Source organism: Pseudoalteromonas sp. SCSIO 43101 (assembly GCF_023650775.1).
GTDB classification, from domain to species: domain Bacteria; phylum Pseudomonadota; class Gammaproteobacteria; order Enterobacterales; family Alteromonadaceae; genus Pseudoalteromonas; species Pseudoalteromonas apostichopi.
This window is the reverse complement of record NZ_CP072673.1, coordinates 1,883,661-1,901,024: the sequence shown is the minus strand read 5'-3', so window position 1 is coordinate 1,901,024 and position 17,364 is coordinate 1,883,661. Positions and strand designations below refer to the sequence as shown.

Below are 17,364 nucleotides of genomic sequence, written 5' to 3'. Positions count from 1 at the left end.
TTGAAATTATTAATACCTATGCTCGGTCTCTATTAAATACAGGCTTTTACGAGGAAATTAGTATGACAATTAAGTCGATGTTACTGACACTATTCACTTGCAGTGCCATTTTTACCATCAGCCCAATTAAAGCTGAAACAATGCCAGATAATGCAACAGGGCATATCGAAACTATAGTGCTTGGCTCGGGTTGCTTTTGGGGAGCAGAAAAACGTTATGAAGCACTGGATGGCGTGTTAGATGCGGTATCTGGTTATGCTGATGGGCATGGATTTAAAGCAACCTACAAAAATATTACTCGTAGTTCTCGTCGTTTTGATGAAAACAATTACGCAGAAGTAGTTAAAGTGACATACAACAGTAACGAGTTAACAACACAATCACTTTTAAAACACTATTTTGAAAACCATGATCCTACTCAGCTAAATCGCCAAGGTAATGATATTGGTACTCAATATCGCTCAACAATTTTGACTAGTAATAATGAGCAACTCGAGATTGCCAATAAACTTAAAGATGAATATCAAGAGAAACTAACAGCAGCAGGGTTTGGCAAGATTGTAACTGTGATAAAACCGCTTGATGCGTTTTATGCTGCTGAGGATTATCACCAAGATTATTTAAAGAAAAATCCTAATGGTTATTGCCCAGATCACTCAACAGGCGTTGTTTTTACACCAGTAGAAAAACAGCAGGTTGATAACACAGCCTTATTGGCAGGTAAGCAAATTGTAGTGATAGATGCTAAAGGTTATTGCCCATACTGTGAAAAATTCAAAAAAGAGGTCGCCAATGAATACATGGGCTCGATCCCTATGACCTTTCGCCATGCTGATGAACTTGATGGCTTATCGATTAAAACGCCAACATGGGCAACACCCACGTTATTATTTATAGAAAATGGTGAAGAGGTTTATGGTCGCCAAGGGTATGTTAGTAAAGGTGAGTTTTACAAAGCGTTAGGCGCATTTAAGCTGGGTGACAGTGAAGCTTTTAGAGTGGCTTTTCATGCGACTACAGACAGCCCTTTTTGTAAACAATACGATATCTTTAAAAATACACCTGATGGAATTTTCATTGATAAGTTAAGTGGTGCGCCGCTTTTTGACACCCGAGACAGATTCAATTCTGGCACCGGTTGGCTTTCATTTACTCATCCTGTAAAAGATAGTGTGACAATGCATGAAGATAACAGTTACGGCATGCAGCGAATTGAGCTTAAGTCAAAAAGCTCCGGCATTCACTTAGGTCATTTGTTCCCTGGTGAAGGGCCAAGAGGTAAAGATAGATACTGCATAAATGCTACAGTGCTTGATTTTGTGCCAAGAGATAAATCTTAAAAGGTAATTGATATAAGAAAACCAGCCGACATGGCTGGTTTTCTTTTAGCCTGATGACTTTTTACCACAATTTTAATTCCTGTTTAGCGAGATTTAAGTTAAACGACACCAGCTCGTTATTATTTAGCTGCACAGCCTCATAGAAATCGGCAATGGCTGCCGTATCATTTTTCGCCATTAGTCTGGCAATACCTCTATTACTCAATGCATAAGACGTCAGTTCATTACGCTTATAGTGTGGAGCATTGACCTTTTTAAGCATCGCGATTGCTTGAGAGCAATCTTGATCAGCTTTATCAAACTGCTTCAGTTTCACACTCGCAACGCAACGATTAAATGGCACGATATAGTTGTTAGCTTCGTTCATTGTCTCTAAAGAATTAATAGCAAAGTTACCTTGCATAATTGCTTTTGAGCTTGCGTTATCGTCAACAACCATGAGTTTAAAGTCGTTGTTGTTGGCAAATACAAAATTTGAACAAACAAATAATATTAACCACAGGCAGGGTTTAAGATTTAATTTAAACATTGTTTTCTCCTTGTTAGTGTAAGCAATATGCTTACTCTATAAAGTTAGAAACACTGTATAAAACTGACAAACGAGATAATCGCACCCGTTAGGTGAAGAAAAGTATTCTATAAAGCAGATATTTAAGACGAAAAAAAGCCCGGTCAGAACACACAAGAACCGGGCTTTCGACAACAATTTGGTTGGGGTAACTTTTACAGCGCTAGGTTTTGTTTTGCGCGGCTTAAGTTATGGTTAACAAGTTCGTTTTTAGAAATTTGCACTGCTTCATAAAAGTCAGAAAGTGCAGCAGTATCGTTTTCAGACATGATGCGTGCAACACCACGGTTACTAAGTGCAAACGATGTTAATTCGCGGCGTTTGTAACCTGGTACCTTACTTGTGCTTAGAAGAGAAATTGCTTGAGTACACAGACTTTCCGCTTCTGAAAAATTCTTTTCTTTAACGCTTAATGCACAGCGGTTGAAGGCAGTTTCGTATTGGCTAGTTGCATTGTCATTAGTTTGAGCTTGCTCAATAACCATCAGTTTATAATCAGCTTGATCGGCTACTGCCATCGCTGAGCAAGTTAATAAAGAGCTAAGTGCAATAGTGGTTACAAGTGTTTTTAACATGATAGTTTTCCTCTGAATAAGTTGGTGTTTCTTGCCAACGAGTGAACTTTAAAATATTCCTATAAGCTAAACAAACGATTAAATTAAAACTGATAGATGAAGAAATTTAATCTATAGAGTAATTACTCAGTATTTGAGGTGTGGCGGGGTAGTAGAGGGGGGGAATTTGAATATTAAAAAACCAATTAAGCTATTAAACTTACACACTAATGTCATTGCTTTATTTCAGAGAGTGCCCCTAGCAAGTAGATTTGTAGGTATACGGCAGATATCTAGAAGAATGGCTATTACTTTAGAGCTATTTTCAAAACTAAAATATCTGCCGTATCATGTTGTTCTTTTAATAAAATGGTATTCCCGTTTAGTGCTGTTATTTGGCTACAAAACACTACGCAAAACTGTTGAAAATCTTTACTTAGATTTTGAACACCTTGTTTATAATCATAAAAATTCATAGTAGGTGTCTGATTTTGTGTGTATTGATAGAAAAAACCATTTTCCTGTGGATAGACACTTAAAATAAAATGCTTATTATTTAAAAGGTTAGTGTCTCCATTGCTGATAACTCGGCCATTGTGAAAGCTCAGTAATTCGTCTTTGTCATTTAAAAAGACTTCTTTATAGGTCAATTGTGTGTTCAATGACACTATCTGATTAGTAGTTAAATTAAACCTAACTATCTCGTCATTGTGAGTTTTCTTATCAACAAACAAAATGGCATCTGACTTTTTATACCACGCTATTGGTTCACCAATGATTTCATTTAACCATCTGACTGAGAATTGGTTCTGTTCAAACTCAATAATAAACGGTTTGTTATTTATACTGCTTGCTATGCGGGTTCCCGAGATGTCCCAGATAGGCTTTGATAAAGCAAATTCTTGCTTAGTGTTCTCAAACAATAATGTTTCTTTTTCATTCTCTATATTTTTTAAAAAAAGTTGAGGTAGTCCATGTTTCATTGACATGTAGGCAATGTGTTTTTCATCCGGTGAAAGTGCAGCTCCTTTATCAATAGTGTTAGAGTTTATAATTTTGGTAGGAGTAGGCAGTAAATCTAAACTACTAATTAAGGTATCTTGATCAGACTTAGCTTCAATAAAATAAAGCTTGTCTTTAACTATTTGGGGATAAACCAAAAAGTTATAGCTTTTAAAATTCAGAGTAGTTAGTTCTCCGCTTAATTTAAGTTGCTTTAACTCACTGCCATTGCTTAGCAGCAAAGAATCACCATCTTCAAACCAATCCATAAAATGCCAGTTATGATCGATTTTACCGACTGATGTAAGTTCGCTACTCGCTAAGTTTAAAAGCTTTACTTCAGATATTGCATTTTCATTAAACCCAACTAATGCTAATTGTTTTTGATCTGGTGATAAAGCGAGTTTATAAGGTTTAAAGTCATCACTTGGCTGGAGTAATTTTTCATAATTGCCAGTTATCAAGTTATGGCGATATAAGCTTACATTTCGGCTGTGCTCGGAGCTATTTCGATTAGCCAAATAATAAAGGTTTTGCTGGTCATCTATAAAAAATAAACTGTTCCAAGTAATATCACTACGCGAGAAAAGCTTTTCTTCATTTACTACTTTAGCCTGTTCATTCAGTAGTAAGCGGTTAAATGAGATACCTTCTTCTCCTTTAAATGAATAAACCAGTGCATTTGTGTTTTTATCCCATGCAAGATAGGTAAACGCTTTTAAGGTTGTATTTAGTTGCCAATGTGCATTTAATTTTAGGTCTTTGATTAAAAGCTTTCGCTTGTTTGGTTTATTGGTAGCTTGAATATAAGCGACAAACCGTCCATCAGGGCTTACTTGCATGAAGCGTTCTTTCTCATTACTTGCCGTAACTGGCTCAAGGTTCTCTAGAGAAATGTCATTACTTGAGCTAAAGAAACTAAAAAACAATATAAAGACAAATAGAACAGGGACAAGTAACAGTGTTTGTTTTAAATATTTTTTGTGTAGTAGTTCTTTAGATGAGGTGATTGCTTTCTTATCAGGAAAATGTATTTGAGCGTCAAGGCTGTAGCCTCGTTTTGGGTGTGTTTTGATAATGCTTTTGTTGTCATCAGACAATGCTTGCCTTAAAAGTGCGATATTTCTTCGAACTGAGTTTGGACTGTAAATTGCCTGTGGCCAGACAATTTCAAAAAGCATTTCGGCCGATAGAACTTGTCGCGGTCTTTGAGCAAAAACCAGCAGAAGAGCCATCACTTTAGGTTCTATAACTTGGACTTTACCTTCACTTACTACCTCGCCAGTTTCAACATCAATCAGAAAGTCATTAATACAAAATTGATTTGGCAATTCACTTACACTCAAAGCTAATCTTATCCTGTTGTTATTATTGGTTATTTTAAGCTTAATGCTTTCTTAATGTTTTCTTAATTGGTGCTTCATCGCTTTTTACGATTCATAACAGTAAAAAATTATCAAAAGGCCCAGTGCCATCTTAATCAATAAATAGTAAAAGGAATATAAAGTGAAGCAATATTTAATTACGCTTATAATTTTTATCTCTTGCATAAGTCAACAAGCACAGGCAACAAAAGAACTAGACTATAACAATTTGGCTAATCAATTCATCACTGTTTTGAACAGCAAAGATTTAAATAAGGTTGAAGGATTTGTAGTAAAGAACTTTTCGCCAGACTCTCTTGCGCGTTGGGATGGTACAGGCAAAGATCGATATGTTGGTTATTCTATCAACACCGCACTTTTCCATGGCGAGTTGAATGTTATTTCAACAGAGCTTGAAACCTCAAATAATCGTATACGACATATCAGTAAAGTGTATTCAAAAAATACCGAAATGCAGCACGAGGTGGTTATTCTTTTTAATAATGAGCCATTACAAGCAATTACGGGTTGGTATATCGAGGCTGACCCTCAAAACCCAGACTCTAAAGGTTCATTTACTGAGTCTCAATTAGTTAACGAGGTTAAAGTATATACTGAGAGGCTTGCTAAGAATGGCGCTTTCTCTGGCACAATACTACTTGCCAAACATAATAATGTTTTATTTAAAGCTGCATATGGCCTCGCTTCACATCGCTATGATGTAAAAAATAACTTAGATACTAAGTTTCAGATTGGCTCAATGAATAAGATGTTTACGAGTGTTGCTATATTGCAATTGGTTGAAGCTGGCAAACTATCTCTTGATGATTCGTTAACTAAATTTATTGATAAAAGCCTTTTAGGCAATGGCGACTTTGAAAAAATTAAGATCCGACATTTATTAAGTCATACATCGGGTATTGGCAATATGTCTGGGTATGGCGAAATAGAAAATAAAGTGCGTTCACTCAAAGATATTCAACATTTATACACGTCTATTAACACAACATTTGAACCTGGAACACAATGGCGATATAGCAATACAGGTGTGACATTACTTGGTCAGATTATTGAGAATGTTACTGGCGAAAGTTATTTTGATTTCATTAACAAAAATATTTATCAAAAAGCCAACATGCAACAAAGCGGAAGTTTTGATCTAGACGTACCGGTCAAGAACACTGCTCGGAATTATTGGTTCTCAGTAGAAACGGGTCAAGTAACTGAAAACTTAATGTTTCAATCAGTGAAAGGGGGGCCAGCAGGTGGTGGATACTCAACGGTAGGCGATTTACATAAGTTCGCCTTGGCTATGCAAAATGGAGGGTTACTCAGTCGTGAGCTTTCTAAAGTTGCCCTTACAGCAAAGCCTGAACTTAATGCGCCAAACTGGGGCTATGGGTTTTCAGTCCGAAATTCAGAAGGAAATACGATTGTTGGGCATAATGGTTCGCATTTAGGTATGACTGCCAGGCTAAATATGTATATGGACAAGGGGTATATTTTAGTTGTGTTAGGCAATTATCAATCTTCTGCATGGCCTGTTGTGGCAAAAGTAGATCAACTAATAAAGCGTTTGTAAAAATTAATTAAAATTAGGGGCGTATTAAAGCCCCTAATAAACAACATGCAAATCTATTATTGTTAAATTTAATAACAATGTAATGGTTTTACGTTGTGGCAGTGTTTGTGTCAGTAGGCTATTCCTTGTTTAAAATGCGCTCTAATTTTATATGTAGCAATCGGTTAGTAACTTTGTTAAAACTAAACTTCTTAAATAACAGGTGTTAACATCATAAAGGGATACTGGTACAAGCATATAAAATCAGCACGGATAAAACTGACCTCGATATAGATGTAATTTACAGGTTTATTTCAAAAAGCTACTGGGCGTACGGAATACCAAAGCCTCAACGTATCTGGCTTTAACATGACAAATATTACTAATTATAATTATGCTAAATCTATCTAAAGCTCTTTTACTGCCAACATTCATATCTGGAGTGCTTTCATTTAAGGCGTTTGCTAACGTCCAGTCAGCTGACGTCGAAGTAATTAATCTCGCAGATGATTTTTATACTTTATATCAGTCAACCCAGACTTTGACACAAGAAAAGAGAGCAGAGCAGTTCTCTCAACATTTCGCTTCTCAATTTGCACCTTTTTATAGTGATAAAAGCTTTTTAAAAGCTATTGCGGGTTTTAGTGCAATAGAAGAGGTGTATCACTCAAAAAATAAGCGTTTATCTAAAGATTTAAATAGCAGTATGGAATCATTCATTGCTACTTTCCCCAATTTCAAATCTGAAACACCCATTTACATACTTCACTCGCTTGGAAGGTTCAATGGTGCAACTCGTGATTTAAATGGTAAGTCTTACTTAATGTTTGGTGTCGATCTTATGGCCAAATATCATAATTGGAAAAATGATACGCCATTTTTTCATCACGAACTATTTCATGTTTATCATGAAAATTTATTTCAATGTCATGTTGAGCTATGGTGTTCGATTTGGACTGAGGGTTTAGCAACTTACGTTTCACATCAATTGAGCCCGTCAGCGAGTGATGATGAATTGATGCTAAACATACCTGACAATCTGATTGAAAAGATTCAATCAAGAGAGCTGTATTCTCTCGTTGACCTTAAGAAAAAGTTTTATTCAATAAAGCCTGAAACATATTCTTCATTTTTCAATTTCACACAGGACGAGACAAACCTACCATACAGGAGAGGTTACTATCTAGGTTATATTTTAGCTAAAGAAATTGGCAAAAATTACAGCTTAGAACAATTGGCAAAATTGGATAAAAAGACCGTAGAGAGCCTATTACTTAAAGAGCTTGATTCATTAATAGAATCGCAAAACAAAAAACTAATAACACATAAACGACAAAACCCAGCCGAAGCTGGGTTTTGAGACAACACAATTCTGTGAGAACTTATAAAGCTAAGTTCTTTTTAGCACGAGTTAAGTTGTGTTCAACTAACTCGTTACCTGAAATTTGTACTGCTTCGTAAAAGTCAGACAGTGCTGCAGTGTCGTTTTCAGACATGATGCGGGCAACACCACGATTGCTTAACGTAAACGACGTTAATTCGCGACGTTTATGACTAGGTACTTTACTAGAACTTAGTAAGCTGATTGCTTTTGAGCATAGTGTTTCAGCTTCAGAGAACTTTTTATCTTTCACACTCAAAGCACAGTCATTAAATGCTTGTTCGTATTGACGGTTTTCTGCAACATTAGCAGTAATAGACTGGTCAATTACCATCAATTTGTAGTCACTTTGATCAGCCACTGCCATAGCTGAACAAGTTAATAAAGAGCTAAGTGCAACGCGTTTCATAAGTGTACTAAACATAATCTTTTCCTCTATTTAAATCGGTATCAATCGCCGACAAATGAACTTTAATTGAACAGCGCTAATTCAACAAACGATAAAAAATGACCTAATAGATGAAGAAATTTAACCTATAGACTTTAGTCTAATGCAGTGAATTAATCTTTGAGCCGTCAGCCTTCTGAATCTGACCCCGATAAAGTAGACACGGGGTTTTAATACCTAAAGAGTACGGAAAACAAACAAATTGTTGTTAATTAAAAATAAAATCGGTACTTTATGGTGGTATGTATAGTCATTGAGTTTATTCATAAAAATAAGCGTATAACCATGAAACTGATATTCGCGTTGTTACTTATAGGGCCTGTTATTGCCAATGCAGCTGAAGATAAAGTCGCTGTTTATCTTAATTTTGAGCAGGCTTATTTGAGCAACGATGTATCTTTGTTTGCCCCATTATTAAGTAAAAACTATACGATTAAACAAACATTACATATTCCAGGGATAGGGTCAGATACTGTGCCTGTTACTAAAGCTGAGTTACTTGAAGGCATGAAGCAAAACCCAAAGCCTAGTTCATTGCCGCGCTCAAAAGCTGAATCAGTCAAAATAGAAACAATTTCAAAAAGACAATTTTGTGCACGTTCACAAACTTTAGATCAAGTCGTTGTTGCAGGTAAAAACTACGAAGAGAAAGAGCAGCGCAAAGCGTGTTTTAAACATGAAAATAACCGCTATGAAGCCATAACACATACCATTGATGTTTATTACCGAAAGCTTTAACAGAGATAGTTTGAGATTCAGAAATTTCTGTGTATCTAATACACGTACTAACTGATATAAATTACGGATAAACCCTATAAATGAGATAAGGAAATATATATGAAAAAACAGTTAGGTTTAATAGCAGGGGCATTACTAGTATCAACAAGTTGTTTCGCAGCTGATAGTTTTCAAGTAGAAACAGTTGTTTATAAAGCGAATGATTTACTAGCATCGCCAGTAATGCTGGTGGAAGAAAAGCAACCTGCGACCATCTCTATAGGTGAGGGGTTTAGCTATGAAGTTACTGTGATACCACAACATAATAATACAGCAGCTGTAGAAACATCAATCACGCTCGCTGGCAGCTATTTTACACCTTCTTTTATTGTGGAATATGGTAAAAAAGCGTCATTTGAAATTGGTGAAAACAAAGTGAATATTTTGGTGACAAAGTCTAAAAGCTAAATTTTAAAAATTGACCCTCAATTAACTTGAGGGTCATTACGCTCTATCACTCACTTAAGGTGTTTAAAAGTATCTATCATCCATTTAATAAATAGCTCTAGTTGTGCATTGGTTTCTGCCGGCTCGTGTTGTACTAAGTAGTACTTATCTTTGGTTTTTAGTGGCATATCGGTGAAATTAAATAACCACTGCTCATCAAACCAAGTTTGACTAATTGGCAAGGGGATAAGAGCAATACCCATGCCCTGTTGAGCCGCACGTGCCACACCAAACATACTATCAACCTGAATAATTTGTTTTGGTGCAAAGTCATCAATACCAGCATGCTCTGCCCATTGGTGCCAAGCCCACGGCCGTGCTTTATGAAGAATAAGAGGTACTTCGTTTAAGGCCTGAAACGGGTTTTCTTGCCATGCTTGCCAGTTTTCTTTATTGCAAGCTGGTGTGTACGATAGCGAAAATAGCTCATGTACAACGCCTTCATGCGGTTTAGACGAAGACAATACAATCGACAAGTCGCTTTGCTTAGTCAGTTCTTTACGCGTTTTTAAGGTATTAAGCTGTAAGTTTGTATTTGGATGTTCGCTAGTCCATTCGCTTAGTTTTGGCATTAAAAGCTCACTGGCGAAAAACTCAGGTAGCGTAATACTAATAGTCACATTTTCTTGTAACTGACTAAACTCATTGATGGTTTTTTCTAGCGCTTTAATAAGCGGCGATACAGAGTCATAAAAATTCTTACCAGCGGCAGTTAAGCGGATAGAGCGGGTTTGACGTTCGAACAGTTCAATACCCAATTGTTCTTCTAATTGTTTGATCTGATGGCTTACGGCAGAAGGCGTAAGGTAAAGCTGGTTTGCTGCATCTTTAAAGCTAAGAGTGCGAGCAGCAAAACAAAATGAGCGTAAGCCACGTATAGGTGTTTGCATAGTTAATTTCAGTAAGTCTCAATAGCGCTTGTTAGTTAATTAACTGCTAAGCAATTATTATCCCAAAATTTAAAAAATAGAGATTAAAGAATGAATATAGCTAACTCTTGCTATATTGTATAAAAAACAGCCGTGAATCGCTCGTTTAATCTATGTTTAGGCTAATGTTTAGCAAAAAAGTGATCTTAGCAGTTTTACCTTTTTGGTAATAGTCTAAGTAATAGATACTAGCGATTCACTAAGGTAGGGCATTTTATACTATTTATGTGACAAAATGGTGCGGCGAAAGGCTAACTTTAGATAAAAAAAATCCCTCTTGCGAGGGATTTTGGGTAACTCAGCGCCATTGGCACTGGGAATGAGGTCGGTACATGGGATGTGAGTAGCTTAAAAAGCCATCTCTGGAACATCACCTTCAACAAGCAATTTGCCTGCCGTTTTGCTAATGATTTCGTCTACCGACACGCCTGGAGCGCGTTCGATTAGATGAAATGCGCCGTCTTTAACTTCTAGTACGGCTAAATCAGTTACGATTTTCTTTACACAGTTAACCCCAGTTAACGGTAAAGTGCAACTTTCTAATAACTTAGAGTCGCCATGCTTGCTTGCATGAGTCATCGTAACAATAATATTCTTCGCGCCAGCAACGAGGTCCATCGCGCCACCCATGCCTTTAATTAGCTTCTTTGGGATCATCCACGATGCGATGTTACCGTTCTGGTCAACTTCAAATGCACCTAATACTGTTAAGTCTACATGACCACCCCGTATCATGGCAAAACTATCTGCACTATTAAATATTGCTGCACCTGTGGCTGCTGTCACGGTTTCTTTACCCGCATTGATCATATCTGCATCAACTTGGTCTTTAGTTGGGTACGCACCCATGCCTAGTAAGCCATTTTCAGACTGTAGCATGACTTCGATGCCATCTGGGACATAGTTAGCAACTAGAGTAGGGATACCAATACCTAGGTTTACGTAGTAACCATCTTGTAGCTCTTGTGCAACACGCATTGCAACTTGTTCACGTGATAATGCCATTTTATTGCTCCTTAATCGCGAGTTGTTACACGTTCGATGCGTTTTTCAAAGTCGCCTTTGATCACGCGATTAACATAAATACCTGGGGTATGAATTTGGCTTGGCTCAAGTTCACCTGGTTCTACAATCTCTTCTACTTCAGCAACAGTAATTTTACCTGCTGTCGCAGCCATCGGGTTGAAGTTCATTGCTGTATGGCGAAATACAAGATTACCGTAGCGGTCTGCTTTCCAAGCTTTAACAATGGCAAACTCACCAGTAATTGATTCTTCTAAGATATACGGGCGGCCATCAAACTCTTTGACTTCTTTACCTTCGGCAACAGGGGTACCGTAACCCGTTGCAGTATAAAATGCTGGAATACCAGCACCACCAGCACGCATTTTTTCAGCGAGCGTCCCTTGCGGTGTCAAAACTACATCAATTTCGCCATTTAAAAGTTGTTGTTCAAAAAGCGCATTCTCGCCAACATAAGAAGCGATGATTTTTTTAATTTGTTTATCGTGAAGTAAAATGCCTAAACCAAAATCATCTACACCACAGTTGTTCGAAACAACTGTTAGGTTTTTAGTTTGTTTACGCTTAATTTCACTGATAAGTCCTTCAGGAATACCACATAAGCCAAAGCCACCAGCGATAATGGTATCGCCATCTTTTAAACCTTCCATTGCAGCTTCATAACTTGAAACCACCTTATCGAAACCGGCCATGAGCCTACTCCTTAATTATTCTGAGTGTTCTTTAGAGCAAGTGATACCTTGCTGACAGGTTGTTTATTTAATGCACTACAAATAGCCCAACCAGCTTTCGCCAGTCTTTCTAAATCAATTCCATGCTCTATGCCAAGCCCTTGTAGTAAGTAAACTACATCTTCAGTGGCAACATTTCCTGACGCGCCTTTGGCATAAGGGCAACCACCTAGGCCTGCAACAGCACTGTCAACCGTTGCTATACCGCGGTTTAGCGCGGTGTAAATATTTGTGAGCGCTTGTCCATAGGTGTCATGAAAATGTACAGCGAGTTTCGACTTATCAATATGTTGCAAGAGTAAATCTAATAACTCATCAACTTTTTTCGCCGTACCCACACCAATGGTGTCACCTAGGCTAATTTCGTAACAACCAAGCTCGAGTAATCGCTCTGATACTTTTAATACATCATTGTAGTCGACATCACCTTGATATGGGCAACCCATAACGCAGCTAACGTAGCCTCTAACACGAATGTTATTCGCTTTGGCAAAATCCATGACATCTTTAAAGCGATCAATACTTTCATCAATAGAGCAGTTGATGTTCTTTTGACAAAACGCTTCGCTTGCAGCTGTAAAGATAGCAAATTCTTGTATGTCTACTTGTTTAGCTGCTTCTGCACCACGTAAATTCGGGGTGAGGGCACTTAAATTAACGTCTGGTAAATTTAAAGCGCTTATTACATCGCTAGAATCAGCCATTTGTGGCACCCATTTAGGTGACACAAATGCGCCTGCTTCAATATCTTTAAGACCAGCTTCAGCTAGGGCGTTGATCAGTGCTACTTTATCTTGAGTACTAACGGCTGCTTCATTTTGTAAACCGTCTCTGGCGCCAACTTCTACAATGCGAACAAAATCAGGAAACTGTGCCATTACGCCTCCGGCTCTTCAACAATCGCTAGCATATCACCGTGACTCACCAGTTCACCTTCAGCAAAGCAATAGCTCGTTAATACGCCATCATGCGGGGCATTAAGGGTGTATTCCATTTTCATAGCTTCAATAATGACGACCGCATCACCTTTAGAAACAGTACTACCTACCTCAACTAAATGCTTAACAACAGTACCGTTGAGTGGCGCGGCAAGTGGTAGTGCATCACTTTCGTGCTCACTAATATAGTGTTTATCAATCAGCTCAAGCACCTTTTGTTGTGCTTTGTACATCACTGTGATGTGAGAGTCTGTTTGATTAATATGAGCAACAACTTTTTCGCCATTAACGACTAGGTTTGCAAGGCCATTTTCAACGTTGCCCGAAGTTGTATAGTCAACCCCGTCAAGGCTTATTCTAAAACCATCTGAGGTTTTAACCGCATGAACGTCTAGATCAACAAACGGAATCGTGGTTTTAGCGTCACTGTTTAGCATAAAGCCTGTTAATTGTTGCCATGGGCTGCTGCTTTCACCTTTTAGTTGATGTGCATACGCATAGGCTGCCACCACGGTTGCAATAACTGACTGTTGCTCGTTTTTAGCAACAAGGCGCTCACCTTGGTCTTCAATAAAGTGCGTATCGGGTGCACCTGCTTTAAAAGTAGGGTGGTTAGTAAGGTTATGTAAGAAATTAACGTTACAACTAAAACCTGCTAGGTGAAATTGCTCAAGTGCTTTCGATAAACGCCCCAGTGCTGCCTCGCGGTTATCGTCATGAACAATTAATTTAGCGATCATAGGGTCGTAGAACGGGCTAATTTCATCACCTGCTGCAATGCCTGTATCTATTCGTACAAATTCAGATTCGTTCGGTGTAAATAGGGCGTCAATGTGACCAGAACACGGAATAAAGTCATTGCTAGGATCTTCCGCATAAATACGCGCTTCAAAACTGTGGCCTTGTAGCTGAATATCAGCTTGGTTAAGAGGTAATGCTTGACCTGCCGCAATGTTGATTTGCCAATTCACCAAATCAACACCAGTTACCATTTCTGTTACTGGGTGCTCTACCTGTAAACGGGTGTTCATTTCCATGAAGAAGAATTCATCACCGCATAATAAAAACTCAACCGTACCTGCACCGCGATAGTTAATCGCTTGGGCACAACGTACCGCTGCTTCACCCATTTCTTTGCGAAGTGCATCAGATAAACCAGGTGCTGGGGCCTCTTCAATTACTTTTTGGTGACGTCGTTGTAAAGAACAGTCACGATCGCCTAAGTACACACAGTTACCATGACTATCGGCAAAAACTTGTACTTCAACATGGCGAGGTTTAGTGACATAGCGCTCTAGAAGTACTAAGTCGTTACCAAACCCGGCTTTAGCTTCACGTTTTGCGCCTTCAAGTGCACTGATAAAGTTTTTTGCGTGTTCAACAACTCGCATGCCTTTACCACCGCCACCAAAGGCTGCTTTGATTAGTACTGGATAACCAATTTTTTCAGCTTCTGCTTGTAAGAAATCAGTATCTTGATTGTCACCATAATAACCAGGCACTAAAGGCACATTTGCTTGGTGCATAATTTCTTTAGCACGGGTTTTTGAGCCCATGGCTTCAATGCTTGATGCTGGCGGGCCAATAAAAGCGATATCATTTTTTTCGCATGCTAGTGCAAAGTCACAGTTCTCAGATAAAAAACCATAACCAGGGTGAATACAATCAACATCTGCATGTTTAGCAACGTCGATGATTTTGTCTGCTACTAGGTATGAATCTTTACTTGGTGCAGGGCCAATGTGATACGCCTCATCAGCTAGCTTTACATGTTGAGCATGTTTATCCGCATCTGAGTACACAGCGACCGTCGTTAAGCCCATTTGTTTAGCTGTACGCATAACACGGCAGGCAATTTCACCACGGTTGGCAACGAGAATTTTTTTCAATGATTTTGTTGTCATAATGGTTCCTATTTCTGCCAGTTAGGGACACGTTTTTCAAAAAAAGCAGTGAGACCTTCTTGGCCTTCTTCAGATACACGAATGCGTGCAATGCGCTCAGCGGTTAATTCAATAAGTGCATCCTCAATTTCTTTACCTGCGACATCATTAATAAGCTGCTTCGCTGCTTTGACAGCGACAGGACCATTGTTAACCAGACTTTGTAAGTGTTTGTCGAGGGCTGTTTGTAAATCGCCAGTGACCTGGTGAATTAAACCAAGTTGCTTAGCCGTGTGAGCGTCAAATATCTCTGCCGTTAAAAAATAACGACGTGCAGCGCGCTCACCAATGGCTTTAATAACATAAGGGCTGATAACTGCAGGAACGAGACCTAGCTTTACTTCACTTAGGCAAAATTGTGCATCGTCTTGACATATAGCTATATCACAACAGGCAATTAAGCCTAATGCACCGCCAAAGGCTGCACCTTGCACTGCACAAACCGTTGGGTGAGGGCTTGTAGCAAGTACTTTCATAAGCTTAGCGAGCTGCATTGAATCCGCTAAGTTTTCAGCAAAGTCATTGCCAGCCATAGATTTCATCCAGTTTAAATCAGCGCCAGCAGAGAAATGCTTACCTTCGGTTTTAAGAACCAGTGCGCGCACATCACAGCTATTTGCATGTTCAATTAAACGGATCAGCTCACTGATGACTTCTTCGTTAAATGCATTGTGTTTTTCAGGGCGACTTAGTACCAGCACAGCCACATTTGATTTTGTTATTTCGAGTGTTACTGACATAAGGCCTCCATTACATTCTAAATACGCCGAACTGTGAATCGCGCTCTGGTGCATTTTTAGCTGCGCTTAAGGCAAGCCCTAATACATTGCGAGTATCAGCAGGATCGATAATGCCATCATCCCAAAGGCGGGCACTGGCGTAATATGGATGACCTTGTTTTTCGTATTGCTCGATAATTGGCTTTTTAAACTCGCTGACTTGCTCATCAGTCATGCTTTCGCCTTTACGGGCTAAACCGTCTTGTTTAACTTGTGCAAGAACGCCAGCAGCTTGTTCACCACCCATCACAGAGATACGGGCATTTGGCCACATCCACATCATGGTTGGTTCAAACGCGCGGCCACACATACCGTAGTTACCTGCACCATACGAGCCACCAATTAACACGGTGAATTTTGGCACATCAGCACATGAAACAGCGGTTACCATTTTTGCACCATGTTTGGCGATGCCTTCGGCTTCGTATTTTTTACCAACCATAAAGCCAGTAATGTTTTGTAAAAACACCAAAGGGATTTTGCGTTGTGCACATAGTTGTATAAAGTGCGCGCCTTTTTGCGCTGATTCACTGAATAAAATGCCGTTGTTGGCAACAATACCGACAGGGTGACCAAATATTTTTGCAAAGCCGGTTACTAAGGTTTCGCCAAAATAGCGTTTAAATTCATCAAATGATGAATCATCAACAACACGGGCAATCACTTCGCGGACATCAAATGGCTTTTTAAGGTCAGTACCAACAATGCCGTATATTTCGTTAATGTCGTAACGCGGCGGTTTAACATCATCAAGTAAGGGTGCAGTAGGGCGCTGATAGTTAATTCGTTCGATACATTGGCGCGCGATAGAAAGTGCATGAGTATCGTTTTCAGCATAGTGGTCGGCAACACCTGATGTTTTACAGTGAACATCAGCACCACCCAGCTCTTCAGCACTCACTTCTTCACCTGTAGCCGCTTTAACCAGTGGCGGACCTGCTAAGAAAATTGTACCTTGTTCTTTTACGATAATACTTTCATCAGCCATAGCCGGTACATATGCTCCACCTGCGGTACATAAACCCATTACGACCGCTATTTGTGGAATGCCTTTACCAGACATACGTGCCTGATTGTAGAAAATACGGCCAAAGTGTAATTTATCTGGAAATACATCATCTTGTTCAGGCAGGTTTGCACCGCCTGAATCAACTAAATAAATACACGGTAAATGACAACGTTCTGCGATATCTTGTGCACGTAGATGTTTTTTCACCGTTAGTGGAAAGTATGTACCGCCTTTTACAGTTGCATCATTGGCGATGATCATACATTCAACGCCTTTCACACGACCAATACCGGCAACAACACCCGCACATGGAATAGCTTGTTCGTACACACCAAAGGCAGCAAATTGAGAAATCTCTAAAAATGGCGAGCCTTCATCAAGTAGCGTTTCAATACGGTCTCGAACAAATAATTTACCACGGCCTTGATGACGCTCAATCAGGGCTGGACCACCACCTAAACGGATATCAGCTACCTTTTCACGCAAGTCACTTACGAGTGCTGCCATGTTGTCGTGATTTTGCAAAAATTGCGGATCGTGTGGATTTACACTCGATTTTAAAATCGTCAT

16 protein-coding genes are annotated in these 17,364 nt (G+C 39.0%); 5 read left to right on the top strand and 11 right to left on the bottom strand.

The window, feature by feature from the left end; translation table 11 throughout:
- Positions 1-62: 62 nt before the first annotated feature.
- Positions 63-1,340, top strand: a complete 1,278-nt coding sequence (gene msrA / locus J8Z25_RS08930; RefSeq protein WP_250660928.1) for a peptide-methionine (S)-S-oxide reductase MsrA — start codon at positions 63-65, stop codon at positions 1,338-1,340.
- Between the two features lie 61 nt (positions 1,341-1,401).
- On the opposite strand, the gene J8Z25_RS08925 is transcribed toward msrA, so the two are convergent.
- The 3 genes from J8Z25_RS08925 to J8Z25_RS08915 form a co-directional block, all read right to left on the bottom strand.
- Positions 1,402-1,869: a tetratricopeptide repeat protein gene (locus J8Z25_RS08925; protein WP_250660927.1), complete on the bottom strand. Its 468-nt coding sequence runs from the start codon at positions 1,867-1,869 to the stop codon at positions 1,402-1,404.
- Between the two features lie 194 nt (positions 1,870-2,063).
- Positions 2,064-2,483, bottom strand: a complete 420-nt coding sequence (locus J8Z25_RS08920; RefSeq protein WP_063705413.1) for a tetratricopeptide repeat protein — start codon at positions 2,481-2,483, stop codon at positions 2,064-2,066.
- Between the two features lie 287 nt (positions 2,484-2,770).
- Positions 2,771-4,810 carry a winged helix-turn-helix domain-containing protein gene (locus tag J8Z25_RS08915; protein ID WP_250660926.1) on the bottom strand — a complete coding sequence of 680 codons (2,040 nt, stop codon included), beginning with the start codon at positions 4,808-4,810 and terminating at the stop codon, positions 2,771-2,773.
- A 160-nt stretch (positions 4,811-4,970) separates the two neighbouring features.
- On the opposite strand from J8Z25_RS08915, the gene J8Z25_RS08910 reads away from it, so the two are divergent.
- Positions 4,971-6,410: a serine hydrolase domain-containing protein gene (locus J8Z25_RS08910; protein ID WP_250660925.1), complete on the top strand. Its 1,440-nt coding sequence runs from the start codon at positions 4,971-4,973 to the stop codon at positions 6,408-6,410.
- A gap of 373 nt (positions 6,411-6,783) precedes the next feature.
- Entirely contained in the window at positions 6,784-7,749 is a 966-nt protein-coding gene (locus J8Z25_RS08900; protein WP_250660924.1) for a DUF5700 domain-containing putative Zn-dependent protease, read from the top strand.
- Between the two features lie 22 nt (positions 7,750-7,771).
- Here J8Z25_RS08900 and J8Z25_RS08895 read toward each other — a convergent pair whose 3' ends face one another.
- The gene (locus J8Z25_RS08895) at positions 7,772-8,194 is read right to left on the bottom strand and encodes a hypothetical protein (RefSeq protein ID WP_167657627.1); all 423 of its coding nucleotides are present in this window, start codon (positions 8,192-8,194) and stop codon (positions 7,772-7,774) included.
- Positions 8,195-8,503: 309 nt separating this feature from the next.
- On the opposite strand from J8Z25_RS08895, the gene J8Z25_RS08890 reads away from it, so the two are divergent.
- Complete coding sequence (locus J8Z25_RS08890; RefSeq protein WP_167657628.1) at positions 8,504-8,956, top strand: hypothetical protein; 453 nt, start codon at positions 8,504-8,506, stop codon at positions 8,954-8,956.
- Between the two features lie 99 nt (positions 8,957-9,055).
- A complete protein-coding gene (locus J8Z25_RS08885) occupies positions 9,056-9,403 on the top strand; it encodes a hypothetical protein (RefSeq protein ID WP_250660923.1) in 348 nt (115 codons plus the stop codon).
- Between the two features lie 50 nt (positions 9,404-9,453).
- Here J8Z25_RS08885 and J8Z25_RS08880 read toward each other — a convergent pair whose 3' ends face one another.
- The 7 genes from J8Z25_RS08880 to J8Z25_RS08850 all read right to left on the bottom strand — a co-directional run bounded on the left by J8Z25_RS08880 (position 9,454) and on the right by J8Z25_RS08850 (position 17,364).
- On the bottom strand, positions 9,454-10,332 hold the full coding sequence (locus J8Z25_RS08880; protein WP_130051456.1) for a LysR family transcriptional regulator: 879 nt from the start codon (positions 10,330-10,332) through the stop codon (positions 9,454-9,456).
- 387 nt (positions 10,333-10,719) lie between these two features.
- A complete protein-coding gene (locus J8Z25_RS08875; protein ID WP_054561524.1) occupies positions 10,720-11,376 on the bottom strand; it encodes a 3-oxoacid CoA-transferase subunit B in 657 nt (218 codons plus the stop codon).
- Positions 11,377-11,387: 11 nt separating this feature from the next.
- The gene (locus J8Z25_RS08870) at positions 11,388-12,086 is read right to left on the bottom strand and encodes a CoA transferase subunit A (protein WP_130051457.1); all 699 of its coding nucleotides are present in this window, start codon (positions 12,084-12,086) and stop codon (positions 11,388-11,390) included.
- Positions 12,087-12,097: 11 nt separating this feature from the next.
- The gene (locus J8Z25_RS08865; protein ID WP_178926994.1) at positions 12,098-13,003 is read right to left on the bottom strand and encodes a hydroxymethylglutaryl-CoA lyase; all 906 of its coding nucleotides are present in this window, start codon (positions 13,001-13,003) and stop codon (positions 12,098-12,100) included.
- Complete coding sequence (locus J8Z25_RS08860) at positions 13,003-14,967, bottom strand: acetyl/propionyl/methylcrotonyl-CoA carboxylase subunit alpha (protein ID WP_250660922.1); 1,965 nt, start codon at positions 14,965-14,967, stop codon at positions 13,003-13,005. The genes J8Z25_RS08865 and J8Z25_RS08860 overlap by 1 nt, the downstream gene beginning before the upstream one ends.
- A gap of 8 nt (positions 14,968-14,975) precedes the next feature.
- Positions 14,976-15,746, bottom strand: a complete 771-nt coding sequence (locus J8Z25_RS08855; protein WP_250660921.1) for an enoyl-CoA hydratase/isomerase family protein — start codon at positions 15,744-15,746, stop codon at positions 14,976-14,978.
- A gap of 10 nt (positions 15,747-15,756) precedes the next feature.
- Complete coding sequence (locus J8Z25_RS08850) at positions 15,757-17,364, bottom strand: carboxyl transferase domain-containing protein (RefSeq protein WP_130051461.1); 1,608 nt, start codon at positions 17,362-17,364, stop codon at positions 15,757-15,759.

Bases quoted from the DNA above. Each gene is read 5' to 3' on its own strand.
- msrA (WP_250660928.1), top strand. From the start codon at position 63: ATGACAATTAAGTCGATGTTACTGACACTATTCACTTGCAGTGCCATT.
- J8Z25_RS08925 (WP_250660927.1), bottom strand. From the start codon at position 1,869: ATGTTTAAATTAAATCTTAAACCCTGCCTGTGGTTAATATTATTTGTT.
- J8Z25_RS08920 (WP_063705413.1), bottom strand. From the start codon at position 2,483: ATGTTAAAAACACTTGTAACCACTATTGCACTTAGCTCTTTATTAACT.
- J8Z25_RS08900 (WP_250660924.1), top strand. From the start codon at position 6,784: ATGCTAAATCTATCTAAAGCTCTTTTACTGCCAACATTCATATCTGGA.
- J8Z25_RS08895 (WP_167657627.1), bottom strand. From the start codon at position 8,194: ATGTTTAGTACACTTATGAAACGCGTTGCACTTAGCTCTTTATTAACT.
- J8Z25_RS08890 (WP_167657628.1), top strand. From the start codon at position 8,504: ATGAAACTGATATTCGCGTTGTTACTTATAGGGCCTGTTATTGCCAAT.
- J8Z25_RS08885 (WP_250660923.1), top strand. From the start codon at position 9,056: ATGAAAAAACAGTTAGGTTTAATAGCAGGGGCATTACTAGTATCAACA.
- J8Z25_RS08880 (WP_130051456.1), bottom strand. From the start codon at position 10,332: ATGCAAACACCTATACGTGGCTTACGCTCATTTTGTTTTGCTGCTCGC.
- J8Z25_RS08875 (WP_054561524.1), bottom strand. From the start codon at position 11,376: ATGGCATTATCACGTGAACAAGTTGCAATGCGTGTTGCACAAGAGCTA.
- J8Z25_RS08870 (WP_130051457.1), bottom strand. From the start codon at position 12,086: ATGGCCGGTTTCGATAAGGTGGTTTCAAGTTATGAAGCTGCAATGGAA.
- J8Z25_RS08865 (WP_178926994.1), bottom strand. From the start codon at position 13,003: ATGGCACAGTTTCCTGATTTTGTTCGCATTGTAGAAGTTGGCGCCAGA.
- J8Z25_RS08860 (WP_250660922.1), bottom strand. From the start codon at position 14,967: ATGACAACAAAATCATTGAAAAAAATTCTCGTTGCCAACCGTGGTGAA.
- J8Z25_RS08855 (WP_250660921.1), bottom strand. From the start codon at position 15,746: ATGTCAGTAACACTCGAAATAACAAAATCAAATGTGGCTGTGCTGGTA.
- J8Z25_RS08850 (WP_130051461.1), bottom strand. From the start codon at position 17,364: ATGACGATTTTAAAATCGAGTGTAAATCCACACGATCCGCAATTTTTG.